The following is a 20042-nucleotide window of genomic DNA, read 5'->3' as shown; positions in this document are numbered from 1 at the left end:
GCTTCTGGCAGCCCTCGAAACGCCAGAACTTCGCCGACGTAGGCATGCGTCGGCGTTTTTTTTGGACGCCCGGAATCGATACCCGAGCGCGGCACTCAGAGCGGGCGCGTCTCCGGTTCCTCATCGAAGATCTGGAACTTGCGCATCTTCTCCCACAGCACCTTGCGGCTGATGCCCAGATGCAACGCCGTGTCCTGCCGGCGCCAGCCGTTCGCTTCGAGCGCGGCGATCACGCGGTTTCGTTCGTTCATGTCCCACTTGCTCCGGTCGACGAGCAGCTCAGTGGCGTTATCCACGGGTTGCGCATTGCGCGCGAGCACGAGGAGCCGCTTGACGCGCCCTTCGTCCCACGAGCCGAGTTGCCGCACCGTCACACCCACGCGCTCCGCCAGATTGCGCAACTCGCGCACGTTGCCGGGAAAATAGACATCGGCGACGGCGTCCGCCAGCCAGTACGGTAACTCGGGCAAGGACTCGAGCTTCTCCTTGCCCACCACTTCGTTGATGAACGACTTGAAGAGCGCAATCTTGTCGGCCGCGCCGCGTTCTTCCAGCGTCGGAATCTTGAGTTCGATGACTGCGAGCCGGTAATAGAGGTCCGCGCGAAACGTGCCGTCCTTCACGAGCTGCGGCAAGCTCTTGTTGCTCGCCGCGATAAGCCGGAATTCGAGCCGCACGGGCGTCGCGGAACCGAGCCGCGTGACCGCCTGATCTTCCAGCACGCGCAGCAGCTTGACTTGCTGATAGAGCGGCAAGTCGCCGATTTCATCGAGAAAAAGCGTGCCGCCGTTGGCCTGCTCGAAGTAGCCTTTATGCGCGAGCACGGCGCCCGTGAACGATCCCTTCGCATGCCCGAAGAACAGCGACTCGAAGAGACCATCGGGAATCGCGCCGCAGTTCACCGGCACGAACGGACCTTCGCCATAGCGGCGATGCTTCTCGTGCAGCAATTGCGCAATGCGCTCCTTGCCGACGCCGGTCTCGCCGTGCAGAAGCACGGGCGTATCGCAATCGGCGAAGGTATCGACTTCGTGCAGGAGCGCCTGCATGCATTCGGCATGCGCGATCAACGCATGCGACGCCTGCGCTTCCTCGCCATGCGCGCGCAATTGCTGTGCGAGTTTCGAGACCATCGCGCGCAATTCGGCGCCGGTGAAATCGAGCGGCAGGATGTGCGAATAATCGGCGGGAAACATGGACGGATCGCGTTCGCGCGGCGCCGCGCCGACCCAGACCACGGGCATCGAATGACGCGCTTCCCAGTCGCGCAGCACGAACGCGCCGCTGTCTATCACGCTTACGCTGATGATCGCGATCGCCGGGCGCGACGAATCGCGCGGCGCGCTGATGGACGTGCCGTCCGCGCGTAATACATCCACTTCGTGACTGGACATGCAGCGCACCACGCGCTCGACGATGTCGGACTTGCCCTCCCACACGTGGATGTCGAGGCCATCGATTTTGGTGATCTGTCTCATGTCGTTCAGTACGCCAGTTGCGATTCGCCGCAGGTAAGCGACAAGTCGTGAATCGTGCTCGTGCCGATCTGCGCGCCGAGGAGTTGCAGGACGGGGACGAGAACCTGGTCCAGTCCGGCGAGTATCGTGGTCAATGCGGGCGTGAGCAGGGCAAGCAGCAGCGGTGCGATGCTATTAAGCAGCGCGGACGGAAGCAGCGGCGACGCGAGTATCAAACCGCCAGGCGCCGAGAGACTCGTGTTGAGCGAGGACAACGCGTTGGCGAGCGTCTTCCCCGGCAGCGATGCAAGTGTCTGATAGTCGTCGCTGTTGCCGCTCTGGCCATCGAACGTGAGCGTGCCCGATGCCGAAGGCACGGAGCCGGTGGTCACCTTGGCGGTGACCGTCAGCAGTCCGAGCACGTTGACGAGCGTCGCCGGTTGCGAGCAGGCGGCGGTGCCCGCGGGGGTGTCGCCGACACACACGTTCGCCACCGTGCTGTTGACGCCGATGACCGAGCGCCGCGCGAGCGGCGGCCCCTTGCATTGCGTCGACGCAAGGTACGCGGAGCCCGCCACGGCCTCCACGACCACGGGCAGATGCACGGTCGGCGCGATGTTGCCGAAGAGCGGACCGAGCACGAGCGACAGCGTGCCGACCGTGACATCGAGCGATGCGCGCACTTGCGCGGTCTGCGCCTTCGTGCGCCAGTTGCCGTTGGCATCCTGGCCCGCTTCGCCGATGGCAAGCACCGGCGGCTGAATGACCTGCACGGTCAGCCCGGCGGAAATCCCGAGCAGATTCAACCCGCCCGCCACGTTCACCGCCGACTTCCCGGCCTGCGCGATCTCGGCCATGACGAAGAGCGCGTCCAACGGGCTGATGGTCGCGTTGAGCGCGGATTGCGTGTTGGCGAGCGCCACCGAAAGCAGCCCCGGCGCCGTCGATGTCTTGCCGAGCGAGATCGTCTGATTGCCCGAGATATTGGCGCTCGCGATGGTCTGCATCGCGCCAAGCGCCGTCGAGAGATTGGCGTTGGCCACGCTCGTCGTTTGCAGCGCGTTCACCATCAGGCGCGCGATCTGCGCGGCCGTGAGACTCGTGGCGAGCAGTTGATCGACCGTGCCCACGCCCGCCGCCGTCACCAGATCGGCGATTTTCACGCGGGTATCGGCGAGTCCCTGATACGACGCGAGCGAGAGATTGAGGCTCGTGCCGAGCAGCGCGTTGAGCAGGCCGTTGATCGGTCCCGGGCCAATGCTCGCGAGCGTCGTGCCGATGCTGAACGCGCCGATATCCGTGACCTTGGCGACGGCCGTCGCCGTCACCGTGCGTGCCGGCCCCACGAAGAAGTACGGCACGGTGCGCGTCGCGACGACTTTCACCGCGTTGATCGGCGTGCCGCCCGCCGCGAAGTAGTCGGGCGCGGCGTTCGCTTGCGTGTCCCAGCGGCCGCACGCGGTCGTCATGCCGTTGCCCGACGCGGTGGCATCGAAGCCGTTGACCGCCGCGCTGCCCGTCGCGGCAGCGGTGGCGCGCGTGCACGCGGCATCGGCGACTTGCGAGCCTGCGGTTGCCGCTAGATCGGCCGCGCTTTGCAGGCTGCGGCGCGCGAAAAAGAAATTGCCGACGTCGATCGCGCCGAGCGCCGCCACCGCCACGATCAGCCAGATGGCCGCGAGCGTGCCCGCCACGCCGCGTTGCGCGCGCCGCGCTGGTCGATGGCGAAAAGGCCGTGTCATGGGTCGGTCAGTCCGCGTCGTGATAGTTGACATCGAGCGCCGGACGTCCCGCCTGTTCCAGCGACGAGCCGTAGCGCTCGGGAATAACCGTCTCGAACGACTTCATGTAGCGCGCGTAGGCAAGACTCGCTTGCGCGCCGGGCATCGGGCGCGCGGGACCGGCTGCGGCATTGCTCGACTGCAACGTGAGCCAGGCTTCGGTTGCGTGACCGACTTCGCTTGCTGCCGGTGCGCCTTCCTCGGCCCGCGCTGCGGATACGAGCGCCATGGCGCTCAACCAGATCGCTGCCATTGACGATGCTTTCATCGACTGCTTCCTCGCTCGATTCGATTTCAACGTGACGCGATACGGCTACCGCCGCCTTTGTCCTGCACTTGCGCGCGATACGTGCGCGCCGCCTGCTGCACGCGCTTTGCATCGCCCTGAATGGCCTGCTGCACGTCCGGCGTGAACTTCTGTTGCGTCATCAATCCCTGCGCGTTCGCGGCCTGCCCGCTCGAAAGCAGGAAGAGCGCGACGTTGCTCATGATCTTCGCGTTGTCCGGCGCGAGTTCGGCGGCCTTCATCAATGGCACGCGCGCGCCCGCAATGTCGCCTTCGCGCAGCTTCGCGTACCCCAGGTCGGACAGCGTCGCGGCATCGGTCGGCGCGCGCTGCGCGGCGGCTTCGAAGCGCATTGCCGCCAGCCGGAAGTCGCCCGCCTGGCCGGCCAGCAAACCCAGTCCACGCAGACCGCGCGCGGCGAACGGGGTATCGGCGAGACGCGCATAAGCTGCTTCGGCGGGCTGTGTCTGGCCGGTCTGACGCAGTGCATCGGCGCGCAAGAGAATGGTGTCGGGCGACTCGCCATACTGCTGCTCGTAAGCGTCGATATGCGCGAGCGACGCGAAGTACAACCCTTGCGACTGCATCCGGTCGATGAGCGCCAGATACATGCCGGGCGTGTCGGGCGCGGCATCGCGATGCATCGCCTGATCGAGCGCGGCCTGACGTTCGGCCTGAATGCCGACGCCGTAGCCGCTTTCCATCTTGCTCGCGCATCCGCCTATCAGCATGCATGCGCCGACAGCGGCAAGCGTGACGAGTCGCGTCCGGTTGATTGAAGATTGCGTCATCGATGAAGCCCCGAAAGCGAATGCAATACCGCGAGAAACCCCGGCCCCGCGGTGACGATGAGCAGCGCAGGCAACAGCGTCAGCACCATCACGCCCGTCATCTTCACGGTGACTTTGCCGATGCGCTCACGCAGCGCCGCACGCCGCGCCTCGCGCAGACGGTCGCCGAACTGCCTGAGCGGCTCCTGCACCGCGCCGCCGTATTTCTCCACCTGAATCACGAGCCGCACGACCGCCGCGAGGTCTTCGTTCTCGTAGCTGCTGGAAAGGCGCTTGAGCGACTGCTCGCGCGTGCGGCCCGTCGCAAACTGCGCCTGCGCCGCCGCCAGTTCCTTCGACAAGATCGGCAGCACCGTTTTGAAGTCGTGGATCATCACTTGCAGGCTCTGATCCAGCGATAACCCCACGCCCTGCAACAGCCGCAACAGATCGACGAACATCGGCAGCTCGTTGCCGACCGCGCGCTGACGCGCGTTCGCCCGGCCCTGCACGAACCACTTCGGCGCCATGAAGCCGCCCGACAGCGCGACGAACAGCAGCAGCATGAAGCGCGCGCCGTGCGGCGTGCCACGCGCGAGCAACATCAGCGCGACCGGCGCGAGCGCCGCGCCCGCGATGCGCGCCAGCATGAAAGCGCCGCGAGCGCGCGCGTCGAGATAGCCGCAGCGATCGAGCAGGCGGCGGTCTTCGTCGGCCACGGCGATGCGCCCGAACGAGGTATCGAGCCACGCGATGCTCGCGCGACCGATGGCGGCGAACAGGCCCGTTGGCGGCGCTTCGCTGCGCGCGGGCCCGCTATCCGTCGATACCGGCGCGCCTGCCGCGACACGTTGCGTGAGCGCACCTTCCAGCGTGCGCGCCGAGCGTTGCATGCGCGCGTAGCGGCTCAACGCGAGCACGCCGATCAGGGCGGCGGCGCATGCGAGCGCGAGCACGGCGAACGCGGCCACGAGGTTGGGCGTCAGATGCATCGCGTCCTCTTAACGTTTACGGCGCGCGCGCTCATGTCCTGAGCCTCGCCATGCGAAACAGCAGCCACACGCCGAGCATTTGCAGGCCGAGCGCCGCGTACACGAGCCGCTGGCCGAGCGGATCGGTCCACATCGCATCGAAATACTGAGGGTTGGTGACGATCACCGCCGCGCCGAGCAGAACGGGCAGGAGACCGAGCACCCACGATGAGAGGCGCGTTTCCGTCGACAGCGCGACGAGTTCGCGGTCGGCCTGTTCCAAATCGCGCATGAGCGCCGACATGCGGTCGAGCATCACGTCCGAGCGCCCGCCGTATTTCACCGATACGCGCAGCACCGCGCCCACCAGTTCGAGCTCGCGCACGCGATACATCCGCGCCACCGCGCCGAGCGCGTGATCGATCTCCATGCCGGTACGCAGCATCGGCAACACGCGGTCGAGGCAATCGGCGAGCGGCGGCTCCGCGCTTGCGAGCGCGGTCTGAAACGCCGCCGGCACGCTATGACCGATGACGATGAGCCGCACGATGCCATCCATGAACGAGGGCAACTGCCGCACGATACGCTGACGTCTTTTCTGCGCGCGCCAAAACAGCGCTGCCGCCGTCACGGCAAGCACGAGCGCGGCGGCCGCAAGCCCGAGCAATGCGTTCGTGCGCGCCGTCATCCAGAATGCGGCCAGCGCCGCGGCGACAAGCGTGACGAAAAAGAAAGCGCGCGGCCGTTCGATTCCCGCACGCCGCATCAGATGTCCATAAGCGGCACGCGCCCGCACGATGTCTCGCGCAATCTCGACACTCACGCCCGAGTGCGTGTTCGCCGATGCCCGCGACTGCTCGGGCTGCCGTGCAGTGCGCGGCCGGGGCGTTGCGTGCGACGCCATGACCTGCCGCTCCACGAAGCGCGCGGCGAGCATGCGTTCGCGCTTTTGCGCGCCGCGCCGCCACAAGGCGAGCGCGGCGGCCGCGAACAACAGCGCGAGCATTGCGACGAGCGCCACGCCTCTAGACACGGAAGCCTCCGCCGAAGCCGCCGAAACCACCGCCGCCGCCCTTGCCGAATCCTTCTGCAAGCGACGCGCCCAACGCCTGCCGATACTTCGCGAGCTTGGGCGAGCTCGGATGAATGCCGAGCGAGGTCCAGCGGTCGGTTTCCTCGCCGTTCGCATCGGCGACGGGGTCGTAGCGATACAACTCCTGCATCGCGATGATGTTGTCCGACAGCCCGGTGACTTCCGTCACGGAAAGAATGCGCCGCTTGCCGTTCGAGAGCCGCCCGATCTGCACGATAAAGTCGATGGCGTTCGCGATCTGCCGCCGCAGACTTGCCTCGGTGCCCTGAAAGCCCGCGAAACCCGCGAGCATTTCCAGCCGGTAAAGGCACTCGCGCGGTGAACTCGCGTGCACGGTCCCCATCGAGCCGTCGTGGCCGGTGTTCATCGCCTGCAGCATTTCCAGCACTTCGCCACCGCGCACTTCGCCGACGATGATCCGGTCGGGCCGCATCCGCAACGTGTTGCGCAAGAGGTCGCGAATCGACACGACGCCCGCGCCGTCGAAGCCGCCCGGACGGCTTTCGAGCCGCACCACATGCGGATGGTTCAGCGACAACTCGGCCGTATCCTCGATCGTCACGACGCGTTCGTGCTTCGGAATGAAGAACGCGAGCGCGTTGAGCAGCGACGTCTTGCCCGAACTCGTGCCGCCCGAGACGAGCACGTTGCAGCGCGCCTCCACCGCCGCTTCGAGCAGCGAGCTGATCTCCTGATTGAACGTGGAGTTCGCGAGCAGATCGTCGGGGCGCAGCGGATCGCGGCGAAACTTGCGGATCGACACCACCGGCCCGTCGATCGACAACGGTTCGATGACCACGTTCAGGCGGCCGCCGTCTGGCAGGCGCGCATCGACCATCGGGTTCGACTCGTCGAGCCGTCGGCCGATGGGCGCGAGAATCCGCCGCACGATGCGCAAGAGGTGCGCGTTGTCCGCAAAGCGCACGGGAATCTTTTCGAGCATGCCGTGACGCGACACGTAGACATCGCTATAGCCGTTGATGAGGATGTCTTCCACGGCGGCATCGGCGAGCAAGTCCTCGATCGGACCGAAGCCCGCGAGCTCCTTCGTGAGCGCGGCCGCGACGAGGCGTACCTCGCTCTCGTTGAGCGGGATGCGTCGCAGGCGCACGAAGCTGTCCATCTCCAGATCGACGAATTGCTGGATGGCCTGGCGCGACCATCGCCCGAATTCGGCGCCGAGTTCCTCGATACGCGTGAGCAGATGTTCATGCGCCGCGCTCGCCACGTCCTGGAACTGCTGCGAGTGCGCGAACGCGACGGCATCCTCGGCCAGATCGTTGGAAAACGCGATGTCCTTGCTGAAGTCCTGAACCATCGTCATGACCGCCTGAGAAAGGTGGGAAGAAGTTGCGCGAGTCCGGCGGCCGGGCTTTCAGTAGCCTTGGGCAGTGCATGGCGGCCGGCGGGCGCGGGTTCATCCGCGAGACGCGCGACGAGAGGTAAAAGCGCGCGCACGTAAGGGTCGCGAGGCGCGGTATCCGCGAGCAGGCTTCCCTGATTCACCGCGCGCCCGAGCGCCTGCGCACGTTCCGGCAAGATGCCGATGAGCGGTAGCCCGAGCCGCGCGGCCAGTTGATCCGCGCCGAAGTTGAGCGCCGCATCGAACTTGTTGACGACGAGACCGAGCGAAATCTTCCGCGCCGCGGTTTCGGTTTGCTCGCCGCCGCGCACATGCTCGACGAGCGTGACAGCCGAGACCGCCGAGACCACGTTCGGATCGCATACGAGCCAGGTTTCGTCGGCGGCCTGCACGACTTGCGCGACGAAGTCGGGATTCGAAAAACCGCCGAGATCGACGATCTGGTGGTCGAAGTATGCGCGCAGCCGGTTGAGCGTGCTGACGGCCGTGGCAAAGGAAATCGCGCGCATTTCGGCAAGATCGGCGGGCAGCGCGGTAAGCGCGAGGCCGCTCGCATGACGCGCGAAGGCGGTGTGCACGAAGGTTTCGTCGAACCGGCGCAGGTTGCGCACGGCATCGACGAAATGCAGTTCGCTGCGCGTGTCGAGCAAAAGCGCGCTGTCGGCGGCGGGCAGGCCGAGATCGAGCAGCGCGGTGGCGCGGCGCGCGCTCTGACCGCGCCGTTGCAGACTCACGGCGAGATTGGCGGCGAGCGTGCTCACGCCCACGCCGATGCGCGCGCCGAGCAGCACCGTCAGCTTGCCGCGCTTGGGCACATGTTCGGGACGCTCGTCGATAAGCCGCCGCGCCACCGTGAGCACGCTGCCGGGATGTCCACCGGTATCGATGAAATCGCGCACGCCCGCGCGCAAAGCGGCGAGCGCGGGTGCGGGCGTCGCAAGCGTGCCGAGCGCCACGACCGGCACGTTTGGAAAAGCGTCGCGGGCCGCTTCGGCGAGTGCGGCCGCGTGGTAATCGGCGCGCTCGGTGAAGTCGATGAACACGATGGCCGGCGCGCATTCCGCGATGCGCGTGACCAGCGCGACGGCGTCGCACGGCGCGATTTCCACCGCGCCCGTGCTGGTCAGCGCCTGCTGCAGCCACGCTTGCCTCGACGGTTCGGGACTCGCCAGCAGAAAGCGCGCGGTGAGCGGCTCGCCCGCTGCCGCCGCCGCTGCTGCCTTGCCGGGTCCGAATCCTTGGGTGTTCATCGCGAAAATCCTGGCGCGGTGTCGGAAGAAAGCGCTCCGCCGACGAAGCTCTTCCACACCGGTCCGTCGCGCTGTTCGGACTGCTGGCCGGGCGTCATCGGCAAGGCGGCGCCCCGGGCGATAGGCGCGACCAGGTGCGGCGTCACGATGATCACCAGCTCGCGGTCCGTCTGCGAGTACTGCAAAGTCTTGAAGAACGCGCCGATGATCGGCAAGTCGCCGAGCAAGGGCACCTTGTTCACGTTCGACGCCGTTTCGCGATCCACCAGCCCGCCGATCATGAAGCTCTCGCCGTCGCCGAGTTCGACCGCCGTTTCCGCGCGGCGCGTGGTGAGCGCGGGCACCGAAACACCGTCGATGGTGATGGCGTGCGCGAAGTCGAGCTGGCTCGCTTCGGGCGCGACCTTGAGCGCAATGCGGTCGGCGCCGAGCACGGTCGGCGTGAGCGAAAGGCCTATGCCATACGGCTTATAAACGATGGTCGTGCTGCCGAGCGCCTGCGGCACCGGAATCGGAATTTCGCCGCCCGCGAGAAAGCTCGCGCTCTGGCCCGAGAGCGCGACGAGCGTCGGCTGCGCGAGCACGCGCGCGAGGTTGTTCCCTTCGAGCAGGCTCAGGTTGGCGAACAAACCGCGCGAGCCCGAGTTGAGCAGCAGGTTGAACGCGGCGCCGATTGGCGAGGTGGACGTCACCTGCAACGCGGTCGTCGCGCCGCCGGTATAGGAACCCAGCGAACTGGGCGCGAAACTGCCGAACGCGAAGCCCGCGTGATTCTGCGAGAACAGATTGAAGCCGGCTTCCTTGAGCACGGCCTTGCTGAACTCGATCACTTTCACGTCCACCTGCACGACGCTCTTGCTCTGTACCGTCGATGTATCGACGAGCGCGCCGTCCTTGCCGATAGCCGCGCGCGCCGCCGCTGCCGCGCGCTGATGCTTGGCCATCGACGGCGTGCTGCCGCTGAGCACGGCCGTCTTGCCGAGCACGCGCACTTGCGGCGCGTCGTGGTCGAGCAGCGCGGCGTTCGCGCTGGCGGCGACATCGACGGTATAGGACGCCGGCGTGTCGCGGCCCTGTTCCCAGACGAGCAGATTGGTCGTGCCTGCCGACTTGCCGACCAGCAGCACGCCGCCATTCTTGAGCACGAGAACATCAGCGATGGCGGGATCGGCGACGGCCACGCGCGACACCGAGCGGCCATGCGCGAGAACCCGCTGCGCACCGGTCGCAAGCGCGATCACGGGAGCGTCTTGCGCGCTGCCCGTCGATGCACGCTCGATGTCATCCGCGTGCGGCGTCGCGACGGCTTGCGCCACGTTCGCGTTGAGGCCAAGCAAAACCGCGCAGCACGCCATGAGCGCGCGCGTGTGGAACCGCAAGATCGGTGGCCGGTTTATCGTCATCGTCATGGCTTGCTTCGTTTCGAATTCATCGGGATAGCCGGCATCGGCGCGCTCAATATGCGGTTCGCTCGACACGGCCACCCCGGATCACTTCCACTTCGTTGCTACGCGGCGCACGCGCCACGCCCGCCGCACGCGGCTGCGTCACCGGTTCGCGGCCGGCGCGCGCGCCCGACAGCGCACCGAGCGATACCCCGGCGGCCGCGCGTGCGGCGCCATCCGCGTCGGCATGCAAGGCAGCGGCATGCAGGGGCAGCCACGACTGCGGCGGCGGCATTTCGTCGTCGTTGGTGTTGCGCAGCGCCAGCACGAGGCGGCCCGAGCTTTCGGCGAGCGTGAGCGCATCGACGTCGGCGGTGCGCACGGCGAGTACGGCGGTCTGTGCGTTCAAATTGCGAGTCGCCTGGTTCGTGTCGCCCGCGGCCTTGCCATCGACACCTTCCACCGACGCGCCGCCCACGCTCAGCACGCGCACTTTCGACAATAGAAGGCGCGCCTGTGTCGCCTCTACTTCGGCGCCACTGCTGCCGCCGCCTTCGCGCTTGAGCGTGAAAAACACATCGACGAAATTGCCTGGGCGCACGAGATTGCCGACCGCGTTGGTTTCGTCGACGCGCACCGCGACCGCGCGTTCGCCCGGCTCGACGACATCGGCAAGTCCGCTAGACAGCGTCTCGACCGTGAGCGGCGTGCCTTGCGGCACCGCGACGCGCGTGGTGCGGCCGGTGAGCGCGGCGGTATCGCTGAACACGCCGGACGCGGGTTCGGCCTGCATGCGCACCGTGAGCGACGCGGCATCGAGCGGCTTGCCGGGCTGCAAATCGCGTGCGGCGATCACCACCGGCGCGAGCTTGCGATCCACCGCGAGCGCGGGACCGGGCGCGCCGCCGTTGGCGCTTGCCGGCAGCGGCGCCGGGGCGCGCGCCAGCGTGAACGCGAAGATGCCCAGCGCGATGGCCAGCATGAAAAACAGGACCGCGAGCGTTCGTGTGACGTTGGCCATGTGAGATCAATCGTGAAAGTTCGGGCGGACGCTCATAACACGTTGTCCGGATTGAGTTGGACCATCGCGCGCGCCACCAGCGAATCGGGCAGCGCGAGGCCGATCAACGGCAGCGTCGGCACCAGCGGCTTTTGCGCATAGGCATAAGCGAGCGTCACCTGGATGCAGCGCAGGGTCCCGTCGTAGGTACACGGCGCGGGCGTGGCGGTGCATTGCGCGAGTCCCGCAAGCCAGTTCGACAAGCCTTGCGCGGTCTGGCAGGCGGCACTGCCACGGCGCGCGAGGGCGTCGTCGATGCTTGTCGCGTTGGCCTGATAGCGCAGCGCGGCGCGTGCGCCCTCTTCCGCTGCGAGCGTCAGCGACTGCTGCGCGACGAACACGAGGCTGTAGGTGACGATGGCGTAGAAGATCAGGAAGAACAGCGGAAACACGATGGCGAACTCGACCGCCACGTTGCCGCGCTGGTTTCGTCGTGGGCGTGGCCGTTGGATTGATGGCGCGGACTTCATGCTGGCCGCCCCGTTGCGTTCAGCAGATGCAGCGCCAGCTGACCGATCCCAGCCGCCGCGAGCAATGCGCCGTAGGGCGTGCTGTTGCGCCTGCGTTCGGCCACGCTCGCATGCGCGGCAAGACTGCGCAGCGACAGCACCACGCGGTCCTCACGGCGCGCGAGCAACACGAGCGCATGCACCGCGGCCGCAAGGCTCGCCGCGACCCAGACGCCGACGAGTTCGCGCGGGCCGCACCACGCGCCGAGCACGGCGAACGCCTTGACGTCGGCGGCGCCCATCATGCCGAGCAGGTAGAACGGCAAGAGCGCGGCGAAACCCGCCAACGCGCCGAGCAATGCGAAGCCGATCGCCGTCTGAAAAGGCGAAATGCCGAGCGCGGCGAACGCAAGCGCGAACACGCCTCCGGCCGCGACCAGCGAATTCGGAATGGACCTGCGCTGCCAGTCGAATAAGACGACCGCCAGCGCCCAGCCGATAAATATCGCGGATTCAAAATAAATCATGGCAGCGTAAATCGGCAGGCAATAAGACAGCGCCCTCCGTAGTAATACGGAGGTTTAATCGAAACTCGAAAGATGTATTCGGTCCGCGCGCCGGATTGCTCCGGCGCGCGAATCGGCATCTCGTCAGCGAATAAAGATGGGATTAGCTCGACGTTTTAGCGAGCTCCGCCTTTATCGCGTTGAAAGTGGACGTGAGCTGAGTGGAGACGCCGCCCACGGCCGTCATGATGCCGAGCGCAAGCACGCCGGCAATCAGCCCATATTCGATGGCGGTGATCCCACGCCTGTCGCGGATGAATTGAAGCAAGGTAGATGTCATTCTTGTTGCCCTCGGATGGTGTACTGCCTGGCCGCGGATTCGCCTCTTCGTGCGAGGCTCCAGGCGGCAGACCACCACGCGAACGCGATGTCGTGACCCCGGGCCCATGCATCGGAGCGGCGCTCCAACTCTCTCGATATTTTTGGTTTTTCTTGTTGATCGCTACCCTCCCACAACGTTTGCCGAAAGAAGAGGACTGCGTTGGCGAATTTATATCGCATGCACATCTCAAAATCAATTACGTCAGAACATTTTGTATCGTGCAGTGCATCAATAGTTGCATCGGGTAAATAAACTCTGGCATATCAGTAAAATCAACTTGATGCGAATGCAGCGACTCGTATTGATTTCCTGCCCCGCTCTTTTTCATTGACTGGCTCTTTATGGCGGGCCCGCGTAACGCGTCGCGTCGTAACGCGGCTCGATGTTCGTTACGTTACGAACGTCCGAATTGCCGTTTGCCGATACGCGGTGAGAGGCGGCCGCAATCTCCCGCCGAACCCCGAATTCATTTGGAAATTCTCCTTTCGCGAGCGCTTCTCGCAGGGCGAGGAACGCCTGCGAGCCCCGTCGTCCGTACGTTGGCACACCTTTCGCAGTTACTGGCCCGCGGTTCAACCAAAACAAAGTAACGAGGGCCATCATGAATACGAGGAACGTCGGACAGGAATTCTTGCGCAAGTCTATCGTCGCGGCAGCGGTCGCGAGCGTACTCACGCTGGCGGCGTGTGGCGGCTCGGGAACGATGAGCAAGTCGGCAGGCGCGAGCGGTAGCGGCTCTGGAACGATCACGACCGGCGACAGCGGCACGGGCTCGGGCAGCAGCGGCGGTACCGGAACGGGTAGCGGCGGGGGTAGTGGCGGGGGGACCAGCGGGGGCTCCGGTGGCAGCACGGGCGGCACAAGCGGCGGCGGCACCGGAGGCGGTAGCACGGGTAGTGGCGGTACGGGTGGTGGCAGCACCGGCGGTGGCAGCACCGGAGGCGGTAGCACGGGTGGTGGCGGTACGGGTGGTGGCAGCACCGGCGGGGGCAGCACGGGCGGCGGGGGCACTGGCGGTGGGGGAACCGGCGGTGGCACCACGGGCAGCACGACGCCTCAGCCTGTCGCGGCCGTCGTAGGCAAAACAGGCAACGTGGTGTCCGCGCTTGGCGCGACGGTATCGGGAATCGGGTCGGCAATCGGCGCGACGACCACACCGCTCGTCAGCGCGGGCACCACGAAAGCCACGGGCGATGTCGTCACGAACGCAGGCGCGGCTGTCACGACGCTCGGCGATGGCGTGTCGGCCGGGCTCGGAACCATCGGCTCGAGCACGAATCCGGTCGGCACGACGGTGGCGAGTCTTGGCGGTGTCGTCGAAAAAACCGGCGATACGGTCAGCAGCGCCGGGACGCTCGTATCGAGCCTCGGCACCGGTACGCTTTCGCCGCTCGCACCTGTTACGACGCCGGTCGGGAGCATCGTCGGAATCGTGGGTAACGCGGTGACGCAGACGGGCGGCGTCCTCGATCAAACGCTGACCGGCGCACCGGTTCAGCAACTCACGCAGCAAGTCAGCCAGGCCATCACGCCGATCACGTCTGTCGTCAGTTCGACGACGCAGACCGTCGGCGCGGCGACGGGCCTCGGCACGCCGGTCGACAACCTGCTTACGACGCTCGGCGGCGCGCTCGGTCAGGCGGGTCAGGGCATCGCAGGCACGGGCGCCAATCCGGTCACGGCGGGCGTGGGCAATCTGGTGTCGACCACGGGAACGACGGTGGCATCCGCGGGCGGCCTCGTCAGCGGCACGCCAGCGTCCAATCCGCTCGCACCGATCACCGGCATTCTCGGCGGCGCGACCGGCGCAGGCTCGGGCGTACTTGCGCCGGTCACGGGTCTGGTCGGCGGCGTCACGGGCGCACTGACGGGCGCAACGGGCGGCACTGGAACGACGGCAGGCTTGCTTGCGCCGGTCACCGGTCTCGTCGGCGGCGTGACGAGCGCGCTTACGAGCGCGACGGGCGGCGGCACGGGCTCGACGGCGGGCTTGCTCGCACCGGTCACGGGGCTTGTCGGCGGCGTCACGGGTGCGTTGACGGGCGCGACCGGCAGCGGTACGAGCGTGCTCGCGCCGGTCACGAGCGTGGTCAGCGGCGTGACGGGTGCGTTGACAGGCGCGACGAGCGGTACAGGCGCTGGTGCCGGTGTGCTTGCTCCGGTCACGGGCGTGGTCGGCGGCGTAACCGGCGCGCTTACAGGCGCCACGGGATCGGCCGGTGGCGTGCTGGCTCCGGTGACAGGCATCGTTGGCGCGGTTACTGGTGCGCCGGGCGGCACGACCGGCTCGTCCGGTTCGGGCGGCGGCGTGCTCGGCACGGTGACCACGATCACGGGCGCGGTCGGCGTGACGGTCGCCACGACGCACGGCACGACCAGCGCAGGCGCCGGTACGGGCGTAGGTATCGCGACGACGACAGGCGGCACGGGTAGCACCGCCAGCACCGCAAACGGCTCTGGCACGGGCTTGCTCGGCGCGGTGGGTTCGATCGTCGGCGGCGTGCTCGGAGGACCGCGACGCTAACGCATGAAGCCAGGCGTCACCGTTTCCGGATCGCGGCGTATCGCGGTTCGGAAACGGCGTGACGCCAGGCGAATGTCGACGCGCATGCCAGCAACACAACCCGCGTCCGATCGAAGCCACGAATCGCATCACCAAACGACAACACACGACGAAGAACGCGGCGCTGCCCGTGCAGGACGTTGGAAGAAGCACGCACCGTACGACGTTCTCGCGACAACCTTCGAGGATTCATCGTGGAGATCCGCGACTGGAAACGGGTGCTCTTGCTCGCCGCAATCGGCGCACCATTCACGGCGCAACTCGCGCTCGCTCAAACTGCTCCGGCGGCGCCGCGCGCGAGCATCGGCGGCAATCCGCTCGATGCCCTGCCGCAAGTGAACACGCCGCCCAAGCCGGCGGTATCGGTGAACGTGCAGCCTCCCGCTCCCGCGCTCGACGCGCTCCTCGCACAGCATCTCACGCCGCGCAAATTCGAAATCGAGGGCGTCAAGGCTCTGCCCTTCGACGATGTCGCGCAACGCTTCGCGCCGCTCGTCGGCACGGACGTGACCATCGGCAAGCTGATCGAAACCGCCAACGGCATCACCGCGCTTTACAAGGAGCGCGGCTATGCGCTCTCGTTCGCCTTCATTCCGGCGCAAACGTTTCGGGAAGGCGTGGTGCGGATAACGGTGGTCGAAGGGTATATCGCGCAGGTCGTCGTGAAGGGCAACGCGGGCGCGGCCGAGAAGCGCATTCGCGCGGTGGCCGACCGCATGCGTCAGGACCGGCCGCTCACGCAAGCGAATTTCGAGCGTTATATCAACGTGCTCGGCATGATTCCGGGCGTGAAGACGCGTGCGACCGTCGCACCGCCGCAGGATACGGACGGCGCCGCCACGCTCGAACTCGATGTCGAGCGCAAGCCTTTCAACGTGAGCACGGGCATCGACTTCAATCATCCGGGCGTGCAGGGCATTCTGAGCGCGACCGAGAACGGCATGCTCGGCTTCGGCGAATCGCTGTCGGCGTCCGCTCTGTTGCCCAAGGGACGCGACGATCAAACCTATTACGCGCTCAACGGCTCGCTGCCTATCGGCACGGATGGCTTCACCGCGAAAGTCGATGCATCGCATTATCACGGGCATCCGGTCGACAATCCGGGGCTGCCGTCTTATATCGAGCGCACCGTCGTGAACGACAAGCTCGCGTTTTCCGCCGTCTATCCGTTCCTGCTGAGTAACGCGCGTAGTCTCGTCGGCACGGGAAGCGTCTATGCATCGCACGATGAAGACCGGCTGAAGAACACCATCGTCGCGGGCAATCCGCAGTTGTCGCAGCGCTCGCAGATTCGCGTCGCGCAATTGCAGCTCGATTACACCGGCATTGCGACAGGCGTCGTGCGGCGCGCGAGCGTGAACGTGGCGAAGGCGTTCGACGTGCTCGGCGCCTCGAAGAGCGCGGACACCAACATTGCCGGCTACGCGCCCGTCAATCCTGTCTCGCTCACCTTCGTGCGGACCGGCGCGAGCTACACGCAGAGCAACGAATGGCCGATGAAAATCGGCACGGCGCTTTCGCTGACGGGGCAGTATTCGCCCGACTCCCTGCCGACATCCGAGCAGGTTTCGTTCGGCGCGCAGCGTTTCGCGCTGGGCTATCAGCCGGGCGAAGTGTCGGGCGATTCGGGCTTCGGCGCGTCATTCGAAGTGAACCGGCCGCTCGATATCGGCATGACGTATCTGAAGACCTTCACGCCTTACGTCATGGTCGATGCCGCGCGCGTTTTTCTCCACGGCGGCACGGCGAGTCCACGGCGTTTGTCGTCGTTCGGGATAGGTTTTCGAGTGTCGGATTCGAAGCACTACAGCATCGATCTCTCCGTCGCCAAGGCAACGGGCGATGCACCCGTCGAGAGCGCATCGCGCAGTCCGCGTGTGAACGCTTCGTTGTCGTATCAGCTGGACTGAAGCTTCACGTGACTGAGCGTCCGGTTCACGGCGTCGAAGCGGGCGCCGGTTGTCCGGCCTTCTTTGCGTTGACCTTGGCCTGCGCGTTCTGCAGATTCTGCGGATAGTCGTTCTGCTCGCCGCCGGGGTTATAGCCGTTCTTTTCGAGCTCGCCGAGTTCGGCATTTTTCTTTGCGCGCGCTTCCTTGCGCTGCGCTTTCTTGACCTGCTTGGGCGTGGACGCGCCGGCGTCTTGCGCGTGTGCGGGCGTCGCGGGCAGCGTGACGAGCGCCGCGACGGACAGCGCGATGACGGCGAGCGGTGCGGTGCGTAGGTTCAGCATGGTTCTTCTCCCCAGGAAGTGAATGAAGCGCCTGTCGCGGCAGCAAGAACCGATCCAAACCTTATCTGTCGACGATCCGGCTGAGGTTCGCCCGCACCCGCTGCAGGAGCCCGATCAACTGCTCGCTTTCCTGGCGGCTCAGGCCCGCGAGCGCCTCGGAAGTGATTTCGTCGCCGACGCGCCGCGCCCGGTCGAGCGCCTTCTCGGCTTTCGCGGTCATGCTCACTTGCCGCTCGCGGCGGTCGTCGGGATTGAGCCGCCGTTCGATCCAGCCGCCCTCCTCCATGCGATCCAGCAGCCGCCCGGCGGAAATCGGCGCGACCTCGAGCAGCCCGGCGAGCCGCGCCTGATTCACCTCGCCGTAATGCGACAGATAGGCAAGCACGCGGCATTGCGCGCGGGTCAGATTCAGCGATGACTTGGCCAGCTCGTCGAAGCGGTTGCCGCACAGGCGGTCCACATCGGCGACCAGAAAGCCGAAGCGTTTGTCGAGTTGAGTTTCCATCGGGCGATTATAGGGAAGACGCCGCCCGGTGTTCCATAGGCGACGGGCAGGCAAACCACGATGATCGTGATCTCAACGACTTCATGCTGATGTGCGTTGTCGGTGTGATGCGCCCAGCGATGAATTGAGTCGCTAATCATTCGACGCACGCCACGGCGAAAAGTCCATGCCTATGTGTGCCGAAGAGATGACTCGACTTCTTGAAGTTAATCGTTATGTTTCGGTATCCGAATATCTCTGAATGCTTTGCCGATGGCGCGGTCGATTCGAATCATGGATGTATCAGTCCGCATATTCGAATTTGGTCACGGGTCAACGTCTGCCACAACGGCCGATAAAGGCTCGACCGTACTAAATTATTTAGTCTCTGCACACAGGATGACGCGCGCGTTAGTTGGGCAGGATTTAGTTGCACAGCGCCCGGTAAATATCGTTCCAATTGCCTTATGTTTTACCGATTTACAGCCGCATGCGTGTTAAGCTTCACAGCATGCCTCCTGAAGCAAGCCACGCGGCACGCACCATTCGCCGCTTGTGAGTTGCTCCCTCCTATCGATCGTGCCCGTATCGTCCAAGGGGCTTCAACAATCCATGCTCCATTCAACGAGAAAGCGCCCTTTTCGCACGACTCGCTTTATTAGTAATTAGCGCATTATTGATCTGACGATCCTTTTTTCAATACTCGCTTCGTTAGTTCTAACTTCGTGTAAGTGCAGCGACGGGTTGCACGATCTCCTCGGTTGCAGGCGCGTTTGAACGCAAGCCTTGCCCGCTTCTAATCCGCCAAGAGTCGCCATTCTCTGCGACTAATGTCTTGCGTGCGTCACGATCGCATCGGCGATCGATTCGCGAAAAATAGTCTTTGCCACCTTGGCCGGCGCGTCCAGGCCACCGACCATCAGCGTGAAATATCCAGCCGGCTGTTTTCCGGCTCAACAAGACTAAATGCCTACTACGTATGTGTAAATAGCTGGTTCAGGCCGGTCTACGGAGCAAACGGTGTTTACTACCGAGTGGTACCTGCCCATGAAAGCCGATTCCCTCCCTCATCCACGAGAACAAATACCGGAGAACCCCGGCTTCACGCCTGTCGCGCTACTGCTCCGTGCTCTCTCGATGCTTCCATATCGATGGGTTGCCAGAATTGGCAGCATACTTGGCGCGCTGCTGTACGAGATCCCGAGCCGTCGCAAGCACATCGTTCTCGTCAATCTGCGCCTTTGCTTTCCCGGCAATTCCGAAGCGCACTATCAAGAGCTTGCCAAAAAGCACTTTCGTCATGTAATCCGCAGCTATCTCGAGCGCGGTATTCAGTGGTACGGCAGCGCGAAGTCGATACGTTCGATAGTGCAGATAGACAGCGAAATCGATCTCGATGATAAAAACGCCCCGCCAACCATTTTCATGGGCTTTCACTTCGTTGCCATCGAGGTCGGCTGTCTGGTCCATTCGACGACTTCGCCGGTGGCTGCGCTCTACACCCGCATGTCGAACAAGCGCCTGTGCGCGCTCGCCAAACGGCAGCGCGGCAGGTTCGGCGCCGAGCTAATAGAGCGGTCGACGAGCGCCAGAAAGGTGGTTGCGCTGCTTCGCTCGGGCACGCCGGTGATGCTGGCGGCCGATATGGATCACGGCATCGACAATTCGGTTTTTGTGCCGTTTTTCGGCGTGCCGGCCTGCACGTTGACTGCCGTCTCTCGGCTTGCAAAGCTGGGACATGCGCGTGTGGTACCGTTCGTCACCGAAGTGTTGCCCGATTATCGAGGATACCGGCTTAAGGTCTTTAAACCCTTGATCGATTTTCCGTCCGCCAGCGACACGGTCGATGCGACCCGCATGAATGCATTTCTGGAAGAACAGATTCGCCTGATGCCCGAGCAGTATTATTGGGTGCACAGGCGCTTCAAGCATCGGCCGGACGGCTTGCCATCGGTATATTGAGGTTGAAATGGACGTTGTGTGCCCGAAAGGCAGGAAATCCGGCGTTTC

At 65.2% G+C, this 20042-nt stretch carries 18 protein-coding genes; 3 read left to right on the top strand and 15 right to left on the bottom strand.

Going from position 1 to position 20042, the window contains the following annotated elements; translation table 11 throughout:
• Nucleotides 1-95: 95 nt before the first annotated feature.
• From P9250_RS06830 to P9250_RS06770, 13 genes are all read right to left on the bottom strand, one after another.
• Nucleotides 96-1478, bottom strand: a complete 1383-nt coding sequence (locus P9250_RS06830) for a sigma 54-interacting transcriptional regulator (protein ID WP_244830823.1) — start codon at nt 1476-1478, stop codon at nt 96-98.
• A 5-nt stretch (nt 1479-1483) separates the two neighbouring features.
• Nucleotides 1484-3199 carry a TadG family pilus assembly protein gene (locus P9250_RS06825; protein ID WP_310391930.1) on the bottom strand — a complete coding sequence of 572 codons (1716 nt, stop codon included), beginning with the start codon at nt 3197-3199 and terminating at the stop codon, nt 1484-1486.
• A 7-nt stretch (nt 3200-3206) separates the two neighbouring features.
• Nucleotides 3207-3506 (bottom strand): DUF3613 domain-containing protein, encoded by a 300-nt coding sequence (locus P9250_RS06820; protein ID WP_310391928.1) that lies wholly within the window; start codon nt 3504-3506, stop codon nt 3207-3209.
• Between the two features lie 26 nt (nt 3507-3532).
• A complete protein-coding gene (locus tag P9250_RS06815; protein WP_310391926.1) occupies nt 3533-4315 on the bottom strand; it encodes a pilus assembly protein in 783 nt (260 codons plus the stop codon).
• Nucleotides 4312-5280, bottom strand: coding sequence for a type II secretion system F family protein (locus P9250_RS06810; RefSeq protein ID WP_409014862.1), 969 nt, complete (start codon nt 5278-5280; stop codon nt 4312-4314). The genes P9250_RS06815 and P9250_RS06810 overlap by 4 nt, the downstream gene beginning before the upstream one ends.
• 37 nt (nt 5281-5317) lie before the next feature.
• Nucleotides 5318-6298, bottom strand: coding sequence for a type II secretion system F family protein (locus P9250_RS06805; RefSeq protein ID WP_409014820.1), 981 nt, complete (start codon nt 6296-6298; stop codon nt 5318-5320).
• On the bottom strand, nt 6291-7676 hold the full coding sequence (locus tag P9250_RS06800) for a CpaF family protein (protein ID WP_310392752.1): 1386 nt from the start codon (nt 7674-7676) through the stop codon (nt 6291-6293). Before P9250_RS06800 ends, P9250_RS06805 begins: the two co-directional genes overlap by 8 nt.
• 2 nt (nt 7677-7678) lie before the next feature.
• The gene (locus P9250_RS06795; protein ID WP_244830827.1) at nt 7679-8971 is read right to left on the bottom strand and encodes a fimbrial protein; all 1293 of its coding nucleotides are present in this window, start codon (nt 8969-8971) and stop codon (nt 7679-7681) included.
• On the bottom strand, nt 8968-10326 hold the full coding sequence (locus P9250_RS06790; RefSeq protein ID WP_409014861.1) for a type II and III secretion system protein family protein: 1359 nt from the start codon (nt 10324-10326) through the stop codon (nt 8968-8970). The genes P9250_RS06795 and P9250_RS06790 overlap by 4 nt, the downstream gene beginning before the upstream one ends.
• Before the next feature lie 100 nt (nt 10327-10426).
• Complete coding sequence (cpaB, locus tag P9250_RS06785; RefSeq protein ID WP_310391920.1) at nt 10427-11377, bottom strand: Flp pilus assembly protein CpaB; 951 nt, start codon at nt 11375-11377, stop codon at nt 10427-10429.
• A gap of 32 nt (nt 11378-11409) precedes the next feature.
• Nucleotides 11410-11886 (bottom strand): TadE/TadG family type IV pilus assembly protein, encoded by a 477-nt coding sequence (locus P9250_RS06780; RefSeq protein ID WP_244830829.1) that lies wholly within the window; start codon nt 11884-11886, stop codon nt 11410-11412.
• Nucleotides 11883-12392, bottom strand: a complete 510-nt coding sequence (locus P9250_RS06775; RefSeq protein ID WP_244830830.1) for a prepilin peptidase — start codon at nt 12390-12392, stop codon at nt 11883-11885. The genes P9250_RS06780 and P9250_RS06775 overlap by 4 nt, the downstream gene beginning before the upstream one ends.
• A 142-nt stretch (nt 12393-12534) precedes the next feature.
• Nucleotides 12535-12711, bottom strand: a complete 177-nt coding sequence (locus P9250_RS06770) for a Flp family type IVb pilin (protein WP_244830831.1) — start codon at nt 12709-12711, stop codon at nt 12535-12537.
• Nucleotides 12712-13354: 643 nt separating this feature from the next.
• On the opposite strand from P9250_RS06770, the gene P9250_RS06765 reads away from it, so the two are divergent.
• Complete coding sequence (locus P9250_RS06765) at nt 13355-15277, top strand: collagen-like triple helix repeat-containing protein (RefSeq protein ID WP_310391918.1); 1923 nt, start codon at nt 13355-13357, stop codon at nt 15275-15277.
• A 233-nt stretch (nt 15278-15510) separates the two neighbouring features.
• Complete coding sequence (locus P9250_RS06760; RefSeq protein WP_310391915.1) at nt 15511-17226, top strand: POTRA domain-containing protein; 1716 nt, start codon at nt 15511-15513, stop codon at nt 17224-17226.
• Between the two features lie 25 nt (nt 17227-17251).
• Here the strand turns inward: P9250_RS06760 and P9250_RS06755 are convergent, their stop codons facing one another.
• Together P9250_RS06755 and P9250_RS06750 are read right to left on the bottom strand one after the other, a co-directional pair.
• The gene (locus P9250_RS06755) at nt 17252-17548 is read right to left on the bottom strand and encodes a DUF4148 domain-containing protein (RefSeq protein WP_244830834.1); all 297 of its coding nucleotides are present in this window, start codon (nt 17546-17548) and stop codon (nt 17252-17254) included.
• A gap of 61 nt (nt 17549-17609) precedes the next feature.
• Nucleotides 17610-18053 carry a MarR family winged helix-turn-helix transcriptional regulator gene (locus P9250_RS06750; protein ID WP_244830835.1) on the bottom strand — a complete coding sequence of 148 codons (444 nt, stop codon included), beginning with the start codon at nt 18051-18053 and terminating at the stop codon, nt 17610-17612.
• A 1026-nt stretch (nt 18054-19079) separates the two neighbouring features.
• Between P9250_RS06750 and P9250_RS06745 the strand changes: the two genes are divergently transcribed.
• A complete protein-coding gene (locus P9250_RS06745) occupies nt 19080-19994 on the top strand; it encodes a lipid A biosynthesis lauroyl acyltransferase (protein ID WP_284509451.1) in 915 nt (304 codons plus the stop codon).
• Nucleotides 19995-20042 lie beyond the last annotated feature (48 nt).

Source organism: Caballeronia sp. LP006 (assembly GCF_031450995.1).
In the GTDB taxonomy this organism is placed as follows: domain Bacteria; phylum Pseudomonadota; class Gammaproteobacteria; order Burkholderiales; family Burkholderiaceae; genus Caballeronia.
Note: the sequence above shows the minus strand (reverse complement) of the source record. Positions and strands in the feature narration are given on the sequence as shown.

Bases quoted from the DNA above. Each gene is read 5' to 3' on its own strand.
- P9250_RS06825 (WP_310391930.1), bottom strand. From the start codon at position 3,199: ATGACACGGCCTTTTCGCCATCGACCAGCGCGGCGCGCGCAACGCGGC.
- P9250_RS06830 (WP_244830823.1), bottom strand. From the start codon at position 1,478: ATGAGACAGATCACCAAAATCGATGGCCTCGACATCCACGTGTGGGAG.
- P9250_RS06755 (WP_244830834.1), bottom strand. From the start codon at position 17,548: ATGCTGAACCTACGCACCGCACCGCTCGCCGTCATCGCGCTGTCCGTC.
- P9250_RS06750 (WP_244830835.1), bottom strand. From the start codon at position 18,053: ATGGAAACTCAACTCGACAAACGCTTCGGCTTTCTGGTCGCCGATGTG.
- P9250_RS06815 (WP_310391926.1), bottom strand. From the start codon at position 4,315: ATGACGCAATCTTCAATCAACCGGACGCGACTCGTCACGCTTGCCGCT.
- P9250_RS06775 (WP_244830830.1), bottom strand. From the start codon at position 12,392: ATGATTTATTTTGAATCCGCGATATTTATCGGCTGGGCGCTGGCGGTC.
- P9250_RS06790 (WP_409014861.1), bottom strand. From the start codon at position 10,326: ATGGCGTGCTGCGCGGTTTTGCTTGGCCTCAACGCGAACGTGGCGCAA.
- P9250_RS06820 (WP_310391928.1), bottom strand. From the start codon at position 3,506: ATGAAAGCATCGTCAATGGCAGCGATCTGGTTGAGCGCCATGGCGCTC.
- P9250_RS06795 (WP_244830827.1), bottom strand. From the start codon at position 8,971: ATGAACACCCAAGGATTCGGACCCGGCAAGGCAGCAGCGGCGGCGGCA.
- P9250_RS06780 (WP_244830829.1), bottom strand. From the start codon at position 11,886: ATGAAGTCCGCGCCATCAATCCAACGGCCACGCCCACGACGAAACCAG.
- cpaB (WP_310391920.1), bottom strand. From the start codon at position 11,377: ATGGCCAACGTCACACGAACGCTCGCGGTCCTGTTTTTCATGCTGGCC.
- P9250_RS06745 (WP_284509451.1), top strand. From the start codon at position 19,080: ATGAAAGCCGATTCCCTCCCTCATCCACGAGAACAAATACCGGAGAAC.
- P9250_RS06765 (WP_310391918.1), top strand. From the start codon at position 13,355: ATGAATACGAGGAACGTCGGACAGGAATTCTTGCGCAAGTCTATCGTC.
- P9250_RS06770 (WP_244830831.1), bottom strand. From the start codon at position 12,711: ATGACATCTACCTTGCTTCAATTCATCCGCGACAGGCGTGGGATCACC.
- P9250_RS06800 (WP_310392752.1), bottom strand. From the start codon at position 7,676: ATGGTTCAGGACTTCAGCAAGGACATCGCGTTTTCCAACGATCTGGCC.